Annotated in this window: 14 protein-coding genes; 6 read left to right on the forward strand and 8 right to left on the reverse strand. The window is 71.2% G+C overall.

Annotated features, from left to right (window positions below):
- Window positions 1–18: 18 nt before the first annotated feature.
- The 3 genes from ACNYC2_RS07250 to ACNYC2_RS07260 are packed head-to-tail and all read right to left on the reverse strand — an operon-like array spanning window position 19 to window position 3,046.
- Entirely contained in the window at window positions 19–864 is an 846-nt protein-coding gene (locus ACNYC2_RS07250; RefSeq protein ID WP_419706376.1) for a carbohydrate ABC transporter permease, read from the reverse strand.
- Window positions 864–1,754, reverse strand: coding sequence for a carbohydrate ABC transporter permease (locus tag ACNYC2_RS07255; RefSeq protein WP_419706377.1), 891 nt, complete (start codon window positions 1,752–1,754; stop codon window positions 864–866). The genes ACNYC2_RS07250 and ACNYC2_RS07255 overlap by 1 nt, the downstream gene beginning before the upstream one ends.
- 2 nt (window positions 1,755–1,756) lie before the next feature.
- On the reverse strand, window positions 1,757–3,046 hold the full coding sequence (locus ACNYC2_RS07260; RefSeq protein WP_419706378.1) for a sugar ABC transporter substrate-binding protein: 1,290 nt from the start codon (window positions 3,044–3,046) through the stop codon (window positions 1,757–1,759).
- A gap of 185 nt (window positions 3,047–3,231) precedes the next feature.
- On the opposite strand from ACNYC2_RS07260, the gene ACNYC2_RS07265 reads away from it, so the two are divergent.
- Complete coding sequence (locus ACNYC2_RS07265; RefSeq protein WP_419706379.1) at window positions 3,232–4,239, forward strand: LacI family DNA-binding transcriptional regulator; 1,008 nt, start codon at window positions 3,232–3,234, stop codon at window positions 4,237–4,239.
- Between the two features lie 18 nt (window positions 4,240–4,257).
- Here ACNYC2_RS07265 and ACNYC2_RS07270 read toward each other — a convergent pair whose 3' ends face one another.
- Window positions 4,258–5,022 (reverse strand): lysophospholipid acyltransferase family protein, encoded by a 765-nt coding sequence (locus ACNYC2_RS07270; RefSeq protein ID WP_419706380.1) that lies wholly within the window; start codon window positions 5,020–5,022, stop codon window positions 4,258–4,260.
- A gap of 56 nt (window positions 5,023–5,078) precedes the next feature.
- On the opposite strand from ACNYC2_RS07270, the gene ACNYC2_RS07275 reads away from it, so the two are divergent.
- Window positions 5,079–5,669 carry a hypothetical protein gene (locus tag ACNYC2_RS07275; protein WP_419706381.1) on the forward strand — a complete coding sequence of 197 codons (591 nt, stop codon included), beginning with the start codon at window positions 5,079–5,081 and terminating at the stop codon, window positions 5,667–5,669.
- A gap of 164 nt (window positions 5,670–5,833) precedes the next feature.
- On the opposite strand, the gene ACNYC2_RS07280 is transcribed toward ACNYC2_RS07275, so the two are convergent.
- The gene (locus ACNYC2_RS07280; RefSeq protein ID WP_377134111.1) at window positions 5,834–6,778 is read right to left on the reverse strand and encodes an ROK family glucokinase; all 945 of its coding nucleotides are present in this window, start codon (window positions 6,776–6,778) and stop codon (window positions 5,834–5,836) included.
- A gap of 165 nt (window positions 6,779–6,943) precedes the next feature.
- Between ACNYC2_RS07280 and ACNYC2_RS07285 the strand changes: the two genes are divergently transcribed.
- Window positions 6,944–8,776, forward strand: a complete 1,833-nt coding sequence (locus ACNYC2_RS07285; protein WP_419706382.1) for an AMP-dependent synthetase/ligase — start codon at window positions 6,944–6,946, stop codon at window positions 8,774–8,776.
- A 99-nt stretch (window positions 8,777–8,875) separates the two neighbouring features.
- On the opposite strand, the gene ACNYC2_RS07290 is transcribed toward ACNYC2_RS07285, so the two are convergent.
- Entirely contained in the window at window positions 8,876–9,424 is a 549-nt protein-coding gene (locus ACNYC2_RS07290; RefSeq protein WP_419706383.1) for a GNAT family N-acetyltransferase, read from the reverse strand.
- Window positions 9,425–9,639: 215 nt separating this feature from the next.
- On the opposite strand from ACNYC2_RS07290, the gene ACNYC2_RS07295 reads away from it, so the two are divergent.
- On the forward strand, window positions 9,640–10,866 hold the full coding sequence (locus ACNYC2_RS07295; protein WP_377134105.1) for a pyrophosphate--fructose-6-phosphate 1-phosphotransferase: 1,227 nt from the start codon (window positions 9,640–9,642) through the stop codon (window positions 10,864–10,866).
- 5 nt (window positions 10,867–10,871) lie between these two features.
- Window positions 10,872–12,221: a class II 3-deoxy-7-phosphoheptulonate synthase gene (locus ACNYC2_RS07300; RefSeq protein WP_419706384.1), complete on the forward strand. Its 1,350-nt coding sequence runs from the start codon at window positions 10,872–10,874 to the stop codon at window positions 12,219–12,221.
- Here ACNYC2_RS07300 and ACNYC2_RS07305 read toward each other — a convergent pair.
- Together ACNYC2_RS07305 and ACNYC2_RS07310 are read right to left on the reverse strand one after the other, a co-directional pair.
- Window positions 12,218–12,874 (reverse strand): 4'-phosphopantetheinyl transferase family protein, encoded by a 657-nt coding sequence (locus tag ACNYC2_RS07305; protein WP_419706385.1) that lies wholly within the window; start codon window positions 12,872–12,874, stop codon window positions 12,218–12,220. The two genes, ACNYC2_RS07300 and ACNYC2_RS07305, sit on opposite strands and share 4 nt — an antisense overlap.
- 4 nt (window positions 12,875–12,878) lie before the next feature.
- A complete protein-coding gene (locus tag ACNYC2_RS07310; RefSeq protein ID WP_377134093.1) occupies window positions 12,879–13,244 on the reverse strand; it encodes an Rv2175c family DNA-binding protein in 366 nt (121 codons plus the stop codon).
- A gap of 125 nt (window positions 13,245–13,369) precedes the next feature.
- Here ACNYC2_RS07310 and pknB point away from each other — a divergent pair, with 125 nt between their 5' ends.
- Entirely contained in the window at window positions 13,370–15,244 is a 1,875-nt protein-coding gene (pknB, locus tag ACNYC2_RS07315) for a Stk1 family PASTA domain-containing Ser/Thr kinase (RefSeq protein ID WP_419706386.1), read from the forward strand.
- Window positions 15,245–15,255: the final 11 nt, after the last annotated feature.

Consider the following 15,255-nt stretch of genomic DNA (forward strand, 5'->3'; position numbering starts at 1 on the left):
TACTCCTTGCTGGTACGACTACTTGAGGCCGGTGGTGGAGATGCCCTGCACGATGTGCCGCTGCAGGACCAGGAAGACGATGAGGATGGGCAGCACGATGACGGTCGCTCCCGCGACCAGCAGGCCGTACTGCACGGTGTTCTGGCCGGTCGAGTAGAGGGCCAGCGCGACGGGCAGCGTGTACCGGTCGGCCGACTGGACGGCGACCAGGGGCCACAGGAAGTTGTTCCAGGACCCGAGGAACGTGAGGATGCCGAGCGTCGCCAGCGCCGGGCGGGCCTGCGGCAGCACGATCCGGAAGAACGTGCGGAACTCGCCCGCGCCGTCGACGCGCGCGGCGTCGAGCAGCTCGTCCGGGACGTCGAGCATGAACTGCCGCATCAGGAAGACGCCGAACGGCGCCGCCAGGAACGGCAGGATCAGCGCCGCGTACGTGTTGATCAGGTCCAGGTTGGCCACGAGGACGAACAGCGGCACGAACGTGACCATGCCCGGCACCATCAGCGTGCCCATCACCAGCGCGAACAGGGTCCGCTTGCCGGGGAAGTCGAGCTTCGCGAGCGCGTAGCCCACCATCGCGCTGAACAGGACCGAACCGACCGTCACGACCAGCGCGACGACCACCGAGTTGAGGAAGTACCGCGGGAAGTTCAGCGACGAGAACAGCTCGGTGTAGTTGGACCACGTGACCTGGTCGGGGATCAGGGTGGGCGGGAACTGCCGGATCTCGCCCTCCGGCTTGAGCGACGACACGACCATCCAGACCAGCGGCCCGATGGAGGCGGCCAGACCGATCAGGAGCGCGACGTTGAGGACCAGGCCGCGGGGTTTGAGGCGGCGTCGGGGTGCGGCGTCGAGTGCCATCACTTCTCCGTCCTGAGCAGGCGGAACTGGAGGTACGACAGGATGACGATGGCCACGAACAGCACGTAGCTCATCGCGGCCGACAGGCCGTAGTTGCCGAACCCGAACTGGTTGAAGACCTCGTAGGCCACCGAGTTGGTGGCACCCAGCGGCCCGCCCTGCGTCATGACGAACGGCTCCTCGAAGAACTGCAGGTAACCGATGCCGGTGATGACCGCGCAGAACAGCAGCGTGGGCCGCAGCAGCGGGACCGTGATGGACCGGAACTGCCGCACCGCGCCGGCGCCGTCGATGGCGGACGCCTCGTACATGTCGCGCGGGATGCCTTGCAGCCCCGCGAGCAGGATCACCATCGAGTACCCGACGTTGCGCCAGGTGGCCATCACGATGAGGGACGGCATGGCCCAGGTCTCGTCCGTGAGCCAGCGCGGCCCTTCGATGCCGACGACGCCGAGCGCGGAGTTCACGAGCCCGAAGTCGGGCTGCAGCAGGAACCGCCACACGACCGCCACCGCGACGATCGAGGTCACCACGGGGGCGTAGAAGCCGACGCGGAACACCGACCGGAACCACACCAGGCCCGAGTTGAGCAGGACCGCCAGCAGCAGCGCGATCCCGAGGGTCAGCGGCATGGCCACGCCCACGAAGTAGAGCGTGTTGCCGGCGGCCTGCTGGAACTTCGGGTCCGTGAGGGCCTCGACGAAGTTGTCGAACCCCACGAAGTTCACGGCCCACGGCGTCCGGAGGTCGGCGCCCTGCATGTCGGTGAACGCCATGTACAGGGACGACGCGACCGGGACCAGCATGAACACCGCGAACAGCACGGTGAAGGGCAGCGCGAAGCCCCAGGCGGCGAGGCCCGTGCGGCGGCGGCGTGCGGAGACGGCCACGGTCAGTCCAGACCCGTCCCGATCGAGGTCGCGGCGTCCTGCATCTGCTTCGCCGCGTCCTCCGGGCTGATGTCGCCGGCGATGACCTGCTCGATGATCAGGTCCAGCTCGTGCTCGATCTCGGCCCAGGTCGGGATCGCGGGGGTCGAGCGAGCGGTCTCCAGCACGTCCTGGTAGACGGCGACCGCCTCGTCGTCGGCCAGCGCCGGGTCGTCCCAGGAGGCCTGCACGGCGGGCAGGTCGTTCGAGATCTCGAACCAGTCGACCTGGGTGGCGGGGTCGGTGGCGAACTGGACGAACTTCCAGGCCGCGTCGGGGTTGGCGGCGTCGGCCAGGACGCCGAGGTTGGAGCCGCCGATGAACGAACCGGTCGCCTCGTCCGCGGGCAGCGGCACCACGCCGAACGAGTCGGCGAAGTCGTCGCCCGCCGTCGTCAGCAGGTTGGCGCGCTCCCAGGGGCCGGAGACGAACGAGCCGAGGTCGCCGTCGATGAAGTTCTGCACCTTCTCCTCCTCGACGAGCACCGGCGGGGCGAGCCCGTCGCGCATGAAGGAGGAGTAGTACTCCAGGGCCTTGACCTGGGCGTCGTTGTCGAGCGTGAACTCGCCGGCGTCGTCCAGGATCTCGCCGCCCGCCTGCCAGTAGAACGGGAGGTACATCAGCGCCGTGGAGTTGCCGCGCGTCTGCAGCGCGATGCCGTGCTCGGCGCCGGCGTCCTGCAGCCCGGCGGCGAAGTCGGTGAGGTCCGCCCAGGTCTTCGGCGCCTCCAGACCCTCCTGCTCCGCGAGGTCCTTGCGGTAGTACAGGACGCGCGACTCGACGTACCAGGGCACGCCGTAGGACGTCCCGTCGACGACCGTGGTGTCCCACGCGCCCGGGAAGAAGGCCTCGGAGTCGATGTCCTCGGGCGTGGGCGCGAGCCCGCCGAGCTCCACGAAGCCGCTCACGAGGGTGGTACCGACCTGCATGACGTCGGGCACCTCGCCGGTCGCGATGGCCGTGTTGATCTTCTCCGTGGACGACTCCCACGGCACGGGCGTCACGTTCACCGTGACGTCGGGGTTGTCGGCCTCGAACTGCTCGGCGAGCTCGGGCAGCAGCTCGCCCTCCGTGCCCATCGCCCAGACCTCGACGGTGCCGGTGGCGGGACCGTCCCCGATGCTCTCCGTGTTGCCGTTGGAGCGTTCTGTCGTAGTGCCGGCCTCGTCGCTGCGGCCGCACCCGGTGAGGGCGAGGGCCAGCGTGAGGGTCGACGCCGTCGCCGCTGCGACGAGGCGAGGTGTCCTGTTCACGATCACTCCTTTGTTGATCCGCTGTCCCGAAATTTCGAAGACGAATCTCGGAAAGACCACGGGAGATTAGACGCGGGCCGCGGCGCTGTCAATGGCGGCACGTGCCGGGATATCAGCGCCCGTCGCGGCATCGGCTACGATCCTGATTTCGGAAACGTGCTCTCGCCCAGGCCGACGGAGGATCCATGGCACAGGACCAGTCCCGCATCCCGCTCGCGGTCGTCGCGGCCGAGGCGGGCGTCTCGGTCCCGACGGTCTCGAAGGTCCTCAACACGCGGCCCGACGTCGCGGGCGCCACCCGCGCGCGGGTCACGGAGGTGCTGGAGCGCCACGGGTACGTCGTCCGCCCGCCGTCGGCGAAGCCCACGGGCATGATCGACGTGCGCATCGTCGACTTCGAGGGCACGTGGTCCGAGGCGGTGGTCCGTGGCGCGGTCGCGGGCGCCCGGCGGTTCGGGCTCGACGTCGTCCTCGCGGTCGAGCCGGACCCCGACGACTGCAGCGCCTGGGTGCGGCACGCGCTGGAGCGCGGCACCGACGGTCTGGTCAGCATCGTCGCGGTGCCCGACGCCGACGCCCGGCGCGCGCTGGAGGACACGGGCACGCCGCTCGTCGTCGTCGACCCGCGGCAGCGGCCGCCCGAGGGCATGCTCAGCGTCGGGGCCACGAATTTCCAGGGCGGGCTCGAGGCGACGGCGCACCTGCTGGGGCTCGGCCACCGCCGCATCGCCACGATCACCGGCGCGCTCGAGCAGGACAACGCCATCGCGCGGCTCGCGGGCTACCGCGCCGCGATGATCCGGGCCGGCGTCCCCACGGACGACGAGCTCGTGTACGTCGGCGCCTACGGCGTGACGTCGGGGTACGAGGGCGCCCAGCGGCTCATGGCCCTGGACGAGCCGCCCACCGCGATCTTCGCCAGCAGCGACGACACGGCCCTCGGCGCGCTGCGTGCGCTGCGCGAGGCCGGGCTCTCGGTGCCGCGCGACGTCTCGCTCGTCGGCTTCGACGACCTGCCGATCGCGCCGTGGATCGACCCGGCGCTCACCACGGTGCGCCAGCCGCTCGCTGAGATGGGCGCCACCGCCGTCGACCTGGTGCACCGGGCGCGCACGGCCAGCGGCCACACGCTCCGCACGGAGCTGGCGACCACCCTGGTGGAGCGCTCGTCGACGGCCCCGCCACCCCGCTGAACCGCTCCCGACCGGCGGTCAGCGGGTGGGGCGCTGCGGCTTCTCCACCTCCGGCAGGGGCAGGCCGCCGGGGCCTTCCTCGGACGCGGACGGCAGGGGTTCGCCGCGGGCCGCGCGCTCCTTGGCGCTGGCCGCGTACGCGTCGACGTACTCCTGGCCGGACAGCGCCAGGATCGCGTACTCGATCTCGTCGGCAACCGCGCGCAGCACGAACTTGTCGGTCTCCATGCCCTTGTACCGGCTGAAGTCGAGCGGCTCGCCGATCACCGCGCCGAGCGGCATGAACGTGGGCAGGCCCCGGCCGGGCGGCTGGGCGACGTCGGTGTCGACCATGGCGACCGGGATGACCGGGGCGCCCGACTCCAGCGCCATCCGGGCGACGCCGGTCTTCGCCTTGTAGAGGCGGCCGTCGGGGCTACGGGTGCCCTCGGGGTAGATGCCGAACAGGTTGCCCTCGCGCAGGACGCGCAGCCCCGTGCGCAGCGCGGCCTCGCTCGCGGCGCCGCCGGAGCGGTCCACGGGGATCATGCCGATGCCCGTCATGAACCAGGCCACGATCTTGCCCTTGACGCCCTTGCCCGTGAAGTAGTCGGACTTGGCCAGGAACGTCACCCGGCGCGGGACCACGAGCGGCAGGATGAACGAGTCGATCACCGCGAGGTGGTTGCTCGCCATGATCGCCGGGCCTGTTCGCGGCACGTTCTTGGCGCCGACGACCCACGGCTTGTACGCGAGGCGTAGCCACGGGCCGACCAGCAGGTTCCGCATCACCCAGTAGAACAAGATTTCCTCCTCCAGACCCGGCCCCGCGGGCCCCCAGACGACAATAGAGTGTGCGCATGGCCGCATCGAACACCGACGACCGCGACGACGACGTGCCCGGCGACACCCCACGCGAGCTGGGCGACGACGACGTGGCCTCGCGCTGGGCCGACATCGTCGCAACCCTCGGCGACCTGGGTGCCTCGCGGGCCGACGACCCGGAGAAGCCCGCCGAATCCTCTCAGACTTCGCGGCCGGATGACGAGAGCACCGCCGACGACGGCGTCGTCGACCGTACCGACGATCGTGGTGACCGCTCCGACGAGCCGGCGACCGGGTCCCGCGTGATCCTGCCCGCCGGCCCGCGCGACTGGCCCCTGACGCCGGAGATCGAGGCGCTCGAGGAGGCGGAGTCGCACTTCACGCCGCCGGAGCCGCCGCCGCTGATGTCGCGCGACCCGCTGCTCACGATGGCCTGGAGCTTCGTCGTGGGTGTTCCCACGCTGGCCCTGGTCGGGATGGTCGTGTCGGCGGCGTCGGCGGTGTCGATCCCGCCGCTGGCCGGGCAGATCGGCCTCGGCCTGTTCGTGGCCGGCCTCGGCGTGCTGATCTGGCGCATGCCCCACCAGCGTGACCCGGACGACGACGGCCCGGGCGCCGTCGTCTGAGCCGGAGGTGCAGTGCAGGGTGAGGGCCGAGGAACGAGGCATCTCGCCCGGAGCGGAACCGCAGGCTCAGACGACCGACAGTGTCGTCTGAGCAACACGCCCGTAGAACATGTCAGAAGCTCAGTTCACCCGGGTGAACTGAGCTTCTGACATGTCGGGCGGGTTCAGCGGCGGGCGAGGTCCGCCGCGCCGACGATGCCGGCCTCGTTGCCGTGCTCGGCCAGCTCGATCTTCGCCACGGGCCGGTGGCCCATCGCGGACAGCTGGGCCTCGAAGCCCCGCCGGACCGGGCCGAGCAGCAGCTCGCCGGCCGCGCCCACGCCGCCGCCGATGACGATGAGCTCCGGGTCGAGCAGGGCCGCCACCGACGCCGAGCCCTCACCGATCCAGCGCCCGAGCGTGGCGAGCAGCTCGATCGCGAGCTCGTCACCCTCCTGGGCGGCCTGCGTCACCATCTTGCCGCGGATCCCGGCAGGGTCGCCGCCCGCGAGCTCCAGCAGCCGCTTCGCCTGTCCGTCGCGCGCGACCGCGGCGTGCTGGGCGTCGCGCTCCAGCGCGCTGCCCGACGCGTACTGCTCCCAGCAGCCCTCGTGGCCGCAGCCGCAGTAGTGCCCCTCGGGCACCACGCGCATGTGGCCCACCTCGGCGGCCATGCCCCATTTTCCGCGCACGAGCTCCCGCTCGGAGACCACGGCGCCGCCGAGTCCGGTGCCGACCGTGAGCATGAGCATGTCGGTGGCGTCGCGGCCCGCGCCGAACCGGAACTCGGCCCAGCCCGCGGCGTTCGCGTCGTTCTCCACGACGATGGGCAGGTCGGCGTCGACCAGCTCGGCCACCTTCGCGGCCAGCGGGTACTCCCGCCAGGCGATGTTGGGGGCGAAGTTCACGGACGTCCGGTCCGGGCTGACGAAGCCCGCCGCGGCGAGCCCGATCGCACCGACCTCGTGCTCGCGGACCAGCTCGTTGCAGGCGTCGGCGATCGCCTTGTCGATGTGCGCGACGTCGTCGGCGTCGGTCTCCCGGCGTACCTGGGCGAGGATCTTGCCCTCCTCGTCGACGACTCCCACAGCGATCTTCGTGCCGCCGATGTCGACCCCGATGGCGTGCATTCGTCCTCACGTTCTCTCGTTTGCACGACGGCCACCCGGGCCGTCGAGAAGGGGACTGCACCGAAAGGTGCACACAACCAGGGTAGCGACCGCCCGGAGTGCAACACGCGGCGTCCGTTTCCCGGTATCTTTGCAGGCACGGTCAGTACTGCCACTGGAGTCAGAATGGACGAGATCAACAGCGCGATCCTCATCGAGCTGCCCCCCACCTCCAATCTCAACGATGTACTCGCGGAGCGTGTCGGCGCCGGTGCCGACAAGCCGATGATGGAGGTCCCGGTCGGCAAGGGCGAGCCCTGGCGGGTCGTCACGGCCGGCCAGTTCGACGCCCAGGTGGTTGCTGTGGCGAAGGGCCTCGTGGCCCGCGGTATCGAGCCCGGCGACAAGGTCGGGATCATGTCCCGCACCCGGTACGAGTGGGCTGTGCTGGACTTCGCGGCCTGGGCCGCCGGCGCGGTGCCGGTGCCCGTGTACGAGACCTCTTCGGCCGAGCAGGTCGAGTGGATCCTGTCCGACGCCGACGTGAAGCTCGTCCTCACGGAGTCCGCGGCCAACGCGGCCACCGTCGAAGAGGTGCGCGCCTCCTGCCCTCACGTGACCGACGTGCTCGTCATCGACGACGGCGCGCTGGACGCACTCGAGGCCGACGGCGTGGACGTGCCGGACGACGAGATCACCCGCCGTCGCGGCCTCGCGGACATCGACGACCTCGCCACGATCATCTACACGTCGGGCACCACGGGCCGCCCCAAGGGTGCCGAGCTGACGCACCGCAACTTCGCGTCGCTCGCCGTGAACGCCGTCGAGGCCGTGCCGGAGGTGTTCGCCAAGGAGGGCGGACGCACCCTCCTGTTCATCCCGATGGCGCACGTGTTCGCGCGCTACGTCCACGTGCTCGCCGTCGCGGGCGGTGTGGTCACCGGGCACTGGGGTGACACGACGACGCTGGTCGACGGCCTGGGCGAGTTCAGGCCCACGTTCATCCTCGCGGTGCCGCGGGTGTTCGAGAAGGTCTACAACACGGCCGAGCAGACGGCGGCGGCCGGCGGCAAGTCGAAGATCTTCCACTGGGCGACGGTGACGGGTATCGCGTGGTCGCGGGCCCTCGACACGCCGTCGGGCCCGAGCCTCGGCCTGAAGCTGCAGCACTCGCTCGCCAGCGCGCTGGTGTTCTCGAAGCTGCGGGCCAAGCTGGGCGGCCAGGCGGAGTTCGCGGTCTCGGGCGGCGGCCCGCTGGGCGAGCGCCTCGGCCACTTCTACCGCGGTCTCGGCCTCACCGTGCTCGAGGGCTACGGCCTCACCGAGTCCACGGCCCCTGCGACCGTGACCCGTCCGACGGCGACGAAGATCGGCACGGTCGGCCCGCCGCTGCCGGGCTGCTCCGTCAAGATCGCGGCGGACGGCGAGATCCTCCTCAAGGGCTCGAACATCTTCCGGGCGTACCACAACAACGAGGCCGCCACCGCGGAGTCGTTCACCGAGGACGGCTGGTTCCTCACCGGCGACCTGGGCGTGCTGGACGCCGACGGGTTCCTCACGATCACCGGTCGCAAGAAGGAGATCATCGTCACCGCGGGGGGCAAGAACGTCGCGCCCTCGAACCTCGAGGACCGGATCCGGTCGCACGCCCTGGTCAGCCAGTGCGTCGTGGTCGGCGACAACAAGCCGTACATCGGCGCGCTCGTGACCCTCGACGCCGAGGGCCTGCCGGGCTGGCTGAAGATGCACGGCAAGCCCGCGCTGTCCGTGGACGAGGCCCGCAAGGACCCCGACGTCCTGGCCGCGCTGGACGAGGCCGTGCAGCGCGCCAACAAGGCCGTCTCGAAGGCCGAGTCGATCCGCAAGTACACGGTGCTGGCCGAGGACCTGACCATCGAGAACGGGTACCTCACGCCGAAGCAGAGCGTGAAGCGGTCGGTGTTCCTGAAGGACTTCGAAGCGGACGTCGAGCGCCTGTACGCGGACAAGAACAAGGAGAGCCTGCACCTCATCGGCTGAGCCGACCGACCGGATACGCCGAAGTAGAGCGGGTGTCCGGGTCCACGCGGGATGACCACGCGCGGACCCGGACACCCGCTCTACTTCGGCGGCGTCTCGCTAGCTCGTCGTGAACGAGATCCAGGTGTCCGGGGGTAGGTCCGGGCGGCCGGGGACCGGCCGGTGCTCCTCGGTCCATGACTGGCCGACGGCGTCGGTGGCCACGGCCCGCCAGAACCGCACCGCCGGCGGGTTGGCGTCCTGGAACGCGATCTCCCAGCGGCCTGGGAAGCTCGCCAGGACGTGCGCCGCGAGCTCCCGCCCGACGCCGCTCCGGCGTGCCGCGCGGACCACGAAGAACGAGGTGAGCACGCGGGCCGGGCCGTCGAGCGCCCGGACCAGGGCGAAGCCGACGGGTGACGGCCCGGCGCCGTCGGGCTCCAGGCTGTCGGGCTCCAGGTGGGCGAGGAACCCGCACCTGTCCGGGTCGGTGAAGGTCGCGTCGAGCCGTTCGCGCCGGAACTGGCCGTGCGGGTCCGGGAGCGCCCCGGTGATCTCGGACATGTCGTGCCGGAACAGGAGCCAGAGCCGTTCCAGGACGGGAAGGTCGGCGGGAGTCGTGGGCCGGATCGTCAGCCGTGCGGGCCCGGAGGCAGGAGAGTTCGTCATAACAGAAAGCCTCCCGGGCCATTAGGCAACCGGGAGGCTCATGACAATTCTCTCACGCGCTGCGGCCCCGAGTCGAGACGCGAGCCGCGTGCTCATTCACCGGACGTGCCGGGCACTGTCCCCGGCCGTCAGTAGGATGACGACGAAGGGTGCCGCGCGGGCGATCGCCGGCAGCGGCGCCCGTGAACTTTTCCCGATGAGAGGTGCTCCTGAAGATGGCTGTTCGTCGTGTGGCTCTGCTGACCGCCGGCGGCTTCGCGCCCTGCCTGTCGTCCTCGGTCGGTGGCCTGATCGAGCGTTACACCGAGCTCGACCCTGAGATCGAGATCATCGCCTACCTGCACGGCTACCACGGCCTGCTGACCGGCAACAAGATCGAGATCGGCGAGGAGGCCCGCGCACAGGCCCATGTCCTGCACCGCTTCGGCGGCTCGCCGATCGGCAACTCGCGCGTCAAGCTCACCAACGTCAAGGACGCGGTCAAGCGCGGCCTCGTCAAGGAGGGGCAGGACCCGCTGCACGTCGCCGCGGAGCAGCTCAAGGCCGACGGCGTGGACGTGCTGCACACCATCGGTGGCGACGACACCAACACGACGGCCGCCGACCTCGCCGCCTACCTGCACGACAACGGCTACGAGCTCACCGTCGTGGGCCTGCCGAAGACGATCGACAACGACGTCGTGCCGATCAAGCAGTCGCTGGGCGCGTGGACCGCCGCCGAGGAGGGCGCGAAGTTCGCGGCCAACATCATCGGTGAGAACCGCGTGGGCCCGCGCATGCTGATCGTGCACGAGGTCATGGGCCGCCACTGCGGCTGGCTCACGGCCGCGACGGCCGGCAAGTACCGCGAGTGGCTCGACGAGCAGGAGTGGGCGCCCGCCCTCGGCCTGTCGCGCGAGCGCTGGGACGTGCACGCCGTGTTCCTGCCCGAGCTGGAGATCGACCTCGAGGGCGAGGCCAAGCGCCTGCGCGGCGTCATGGACGAGATCGGCAACGTCAACATCTTCCTGTCGGAAGGTGCGGGCATGCACGAGATCGTGGCCCAGCTCGAGGCGGCGGGCGAGACCGTGGAGCGCGACCCCTTCGGGCACGTCAAGCTCGACACGATCAACCCGGGCCAGTGGTTCGCGAAGCAGTTCGCGGAGAAGCTGGGCGCCGAGAAGACCATGGTGCAGAAGTCGGGCTACTACTCGCGCGCCGCGGCCGCGAACAGCGACGACCTGCGCCTCATCAAGTCGATGACCGACTACGCGGTGGAGTGTGCGCTGCGCGGCGAGTCCGGCGTCATCGGCCACGACGAGGAGGACGGCGACCGCCTCAAGGCGATCGCGTTCCCGCGGATCGCCGGCGGCAAGGCGTTCGACGTCTCGCAGGAGTGGTTCGGCGAGCTCCTCGCGGACATCGGCCAGCCGCTCGTGCCGGCCGCCCCGGCGGAGCACTGAGCACCGTGCGGGCATCACTGGTAGCGGACGATCCGGCAGGCCTGGACCACTACCGCACGCTCACGGCGCTCCAGCAGCCCACGTGGCCGGACCCGGCGGCGCTCGCGGCAGCCACCGGCCGCCTGGCGCATGCCGCGCCCATAGTGGTGCCCGCACAGGCCGACATCCTGACCGAGCGGCTCGCCGCCGCCGGTCGGGGTGAGGCGTTCCTGCTCCAGGGCGGGGACTGCGCGGAGACGTTCGCCGAGGCGAACGCCGACCGCATCCGCAACAAGATCCGCACGATCCTGCAGATGGCCGTGGTGCTGACCCACGGTGCGAGCACGCCCGTCGTGAAGATGGGCCGCATGGCGGGCCAGTACGCCAAGCCGCGCTCCAGCGACACCGAGACGCGCGACGGCGTGACCCTGCCCGCCTACCGCGGCGACATGATCAACGGGTTCCCGTTCACACCGGAGGCCCGCATCCCCGACCCGGAACGGCTCGAGCAGGCCTACCGGATCTCGGCCGCCACGGCGAACGTGGTGCGCGCCTTCACGCAGGGTGGCTTCGCCGACCTGCGTCAGGTGCACGAGTGGAACCGCGGCTTCATGCGCAACCCCGCCTACGCGCGGTACGAGAAGACCGCTGACGAGATCGACCGCGCCATCCGGTTCATGCACGCGTGCGGCGCCGACTTCGACGCCCTGCGCTCCGTCGAGTTCTTCCTGAGCCACGAGGCCCTCGTGCTCGACTACGAGCGCGCGCTGACCCGCACGGACCAGCGCACCGGGAAGGCCTACGACACCAGCGCGCACTTCCTCTGGATCGGGGAGCGCACCCGCCAGCTCGACGGCGCCCACGTCGACTTCATGTCCCGCATCGCCAACCCGATCGGCGTGAAGCTCGGCCCGGGGACGACGCCCCACGACGCCCTGGCGCTCACCGAGCGGCTGAACCCGGACAACGTGCCGGGGCGGCTCACGTTCATCACGCGCATGGGCGCCGGACGGGTCCGCGACGTGCTCCCGACCATCGTCGAGGCCGTGACCTGGTCCGGAGCGAACGTCACGTGGGTGACGGACCCGATGCACGGCAACACCATCACCTCGGACAGCGGGTACAAGACCCGCCGTCTGACGGACGTGCTCGACGAGGTCGCCGGGTTCTTCGAGGTGCACAAGACGCTGGGCACCGTGCCGGGCGGGCTGCACATGGAGCTCACGGGCGACGACGTCACCGAGGTGCTGGGCGGAGCCGAGGAGATCTCGGACGCGGGCCTGGCGCTGCGCTACGAGACCCTCGTGGACCCGCGCCTGAACCACCAGCAGTCCCTGGAGCTGGCGTTCCAGGTGGCGGAGATGCTGCGCGCCTAACCCGCGGGCAGCACCAGCGCGGTGATCACGACGCCGTTCCCCCGGGCCCAGCGGCCGCTGACCACCCGGGGGAGCGGAGCGGTGTCCGCGCGGCGGATGTGGGCCAGGAACGTGCCGTCGGTGTTCAGCTCGACGCCGGCCTCCTCGAAGCCGAGCCATTCGTGCCGCAGCGGGTACCACGCCTTGTAGACGGTCTCCTTGGCGCTGAACAGGAGCCGTCCCCACGGCGTTACCGGGTCCTGCGCCGCCAGCCGCTCGGTCGCCTGGGCCTCGTCGGTGTCCATGACGGAACGCACCACGTTCGCCGGCAAGGGGGCGTCGGTCTCGACGTCGATCCCGATCGCGAGCGTGTCGGCCGAACGGGCCGCCACCGCGACCGCGAGTCCCGGGCAGTGGCTGATGCTCCCCACCACGCCGTCGGGCCACAGCGGCTCCCTGCGCGGCCCGGGCAGCAGGGACCAGTCGTGGTACCCGAGCTCTTCGAGCGCCGCGCGTGCGCACGTGCGGCCCGCCGTGAACTCCCTGCGGCGCGCGGGCACCGCCGAGGCGATCACCCGGGCCTCCGCGGGAGTCAGCGGCGACGACGGCGTCGCGGCGCCCCAGAGCGCGTGTACCGCGGGCCCGGGACCGACGACCCGGCGGACCAGCCCCAAGGGCTTAGAGCAGCGTCTGCGCCACCCGGCGCACCGCCGCGCGCTTGCCGCTGATCAGGGCGTCGACCGGCGGCTCACCGAGCTCGTCGTTCGGCGTGAACAGCCACTCGAGGATCTCCTCGTCGGTGAACCCGGCGTCGGCCAGCACGATCACGGTGCCGCGCAGCGTCGGGATGACGCCGGGGCGGCCGTCGACCTCCGGCAGCACGAACTTGGCGGGCACCTGGAAGATGGTGCGCTCGCCGCGCTTGATACCGACGACGTGCCGGTCACGGACCAGGCCGCGGGCCTTGCCGACCTCGATGCCGAGGATCTCGGAGAGGTCGGGCAGGTTCAGCCATTCGCCAACGAGGGCGTCGAGATCTGTCACGGTAGAAGGGTATGCGACGGCGCACGGGCCAGGGCGCCGCAACGATCCGGCAACGGCCTGGTGTCCACAATGAGAGTTCCGGTCCGGGCGTGGGTGGTCACCCGTACACTCCCACCGTGGCTCAGGTGACGGCAGACCCTCTCATCGGCCGCCTGGTCGACGGGCGGTACCAGATAGTCGCGCGCGTGGCGCGCGGCGGTATGGCCACGGTGTACCGCGCGCACGACAGCCGCCTGAACCGTGAGATCGCCCTCAAGGTCATGCACCCCCACCTGGCGGACGGCGAGCAGGCCGCGAGCTTCCGGGAGCGCTTCGAGCGTGAGGCCCGCTCGGCGGCGGGCCTGCAGCACCACGGCGTGGTGGCGGTCTACGACCAGGGCACCGACGGCGACATGCGGTACCTGACCATGGAGTACGTGCCGGGCACCAACCTGCGCCACCTGATCAGTACCGGCGAGCTCACGCTGCGCCGGTCGTTCGCGGTCCTCGACGTGGTGCTCTCTGCGCTGGCCGCTGCGCACGCCAAGGGGATAGTGCACCGGGACATCAAGCCCGAGAACGTGCTGCTGGAGGCGGGCACCGGTCGGCCGAAGGTCGCGGACTTCGGCCTGGCCCGCGCCATCTCCGAGGTGTCCAACACCACGACGGGCACCGTGCTGGGCACCGTCGCCTACCTCGCTCCCGAGACGATCTCGACGGGACACGTCGACATGCGGGCCGACGTGTACGCCGTGGGCATCCTCGCCTTCGAGATGTTCACCGGCCGGCTGCCGCACGCGGGGGAGGGGCCGATCCAGGTCGCGTACGCGCACGTCAACAACGACGTGCCGCCCGTGAGCGCGTTCGCGGGCCATCTGGGCCGCCCGCTGGACCTGCTCGTCCGTGCGCTCACCGCCCGCGACCCGGACCGCCGCCCGCGCGACGCCGCCGTCGCGCTGGACGCGCTCCGGAACACGTTCCAGCAGATCCCGAACGAGGTGCTGGACATACCCGCCAACGCGGCGCCGCCGCCGTCGTCCGCTGCCGTGAAGGCGGCGCGTACCGCGGTGGTGGAGCGGCCGGCGGCCGGGCGCTGGGTCGCCCAGCAGTCGCCCCCGCCTCCGCCGTCCGTGGAGAAGCCCCGGCGGGGCGGCAAGATCCTGCTGGCCCTCGCGCTGGTAGCCGTCCTCGCCGGCGCCTGGTGGTACACGGAGAGCGGCCCCGGCGCCTACTCGGTGGTCCCCGACGGGGTGGTGGGCGCCACCGCGCAGGCTGCCGAGGAGGCGCTGACCGAGGCCGGGCTGACGTCGTCGAGCGTCGAGCAGCACGACTCCGACGTACCGGAGGGCGAGGTCATCTCGGTCGTGCCCGACGAGGGGCAGCGCTGGCACCGCGACCAGCCGGTACGCCTGGTGGTCTCGCTGGGGCAGGAGCTGGCCGAGGTGCCGGAGGGCCTCGTCGGCATGCTGGAGGAGGACGCGCGGGCGGCGCTGAAGGACGTGGGCCTCACCGACGTCGAGGTCTCGCGCGAGTACACGAACGACGGCCCGCGGAACGAGGTCATCTGGGCCTCGGTCCGCGACGGCGACACGGTGCCGACGGACGAGCACGTCCGGCTCACCGTCTCGGACGGCCCGCCGCCGGTCGTCGTGCCCGACGTCGCGGGGCTGGACGTCGACGACGCCACCGACACGCTGAGCGCCGAGGGGTTCGAGGTGGCGCGCGAGGACGCCTTCGACGAGACGGCGCCTGCCGGCACGGTGATCCGGACCGATCCCGGTGAGGGCAAGGGCGCCGAGCAGGGCGGCACCGTCACGCTGGTGGTCAGCATGGGCCCGGAGGGCACCGTCCCCGACGTCGTCGGCATGACCGTCGAGGAAGCCGAGGGACTGCTCGAGAAGGCCGGCTACGAGGTGGAGGTGCGCGGCTTCGGCGAGCTGTTCGGCGGCGTCCTGGAGTCCGATCCGGCCGCGGGGGAGCAGCTGGAGCAGGGCGGCGTGGTCACGATCTGGACCCTGTGACCTGACCCGGG

Source organism: Promicromonospora sp. NFX87 (genome assembly GCF_048564965.1).
Taxonomy (GTDB): Bacteria; Actinomycetota; Actinomycetes; order Actinomycetales; family Cellulomonadaceae; genus Promicromonospora.

Coding starts and splice junctions, on each gene's coding strand:
- ACNYC2_RS07285 (WP_419706382.1), top strand. CDS start 6,944: ATGGACGAGATCAACAGCGCGATCCTCATCGAGCTGCCCCCCACCTCC.
- ACNYC2_RS07290 (WP_419706383.1), bottom strand. CDS start 9,424: ATGACGAACTCTCCTGCCTCCGGGCCCGCACGGCTGACGATCCGGCCC.
- ACNYC2_RS07250 (WP_419706376.1), bottom strand. CDS start 864: ATGGCACTCGACGCCGCACCCCGACGCCGCCTCAAACCCCGCGGCCTG.
- ACNYC2_RS07280 (WP_377134111.1), bottom strand. CDS start 6,778: ATGCACGCCATCGGGGTCGACATCGGCGGCACGAAGATCGCTGTGGGA.
- ACNYC2_RS07275 (WP_419706381.1), top strand. CDS start 5,079: ATGGCCGCATCGAACACCGACGACCGCGACGACGACGTGCCCGGCGAC.
- ACNYC2_RS07295 (WP_377134105.1), top strand. CDS start 9,640: ATGGCTGTTCGTCGTGTGGCTCTGCTGACCGCCGGCGGCTTCGCGCCC.
- ACNYC2_RS07265 (WP_419706379.1), top strand. CDS start 3,232: ATGGCACAGGACCAGTCCCGCATCCCGCTCGCGGTCGTCGCGGCCGAG.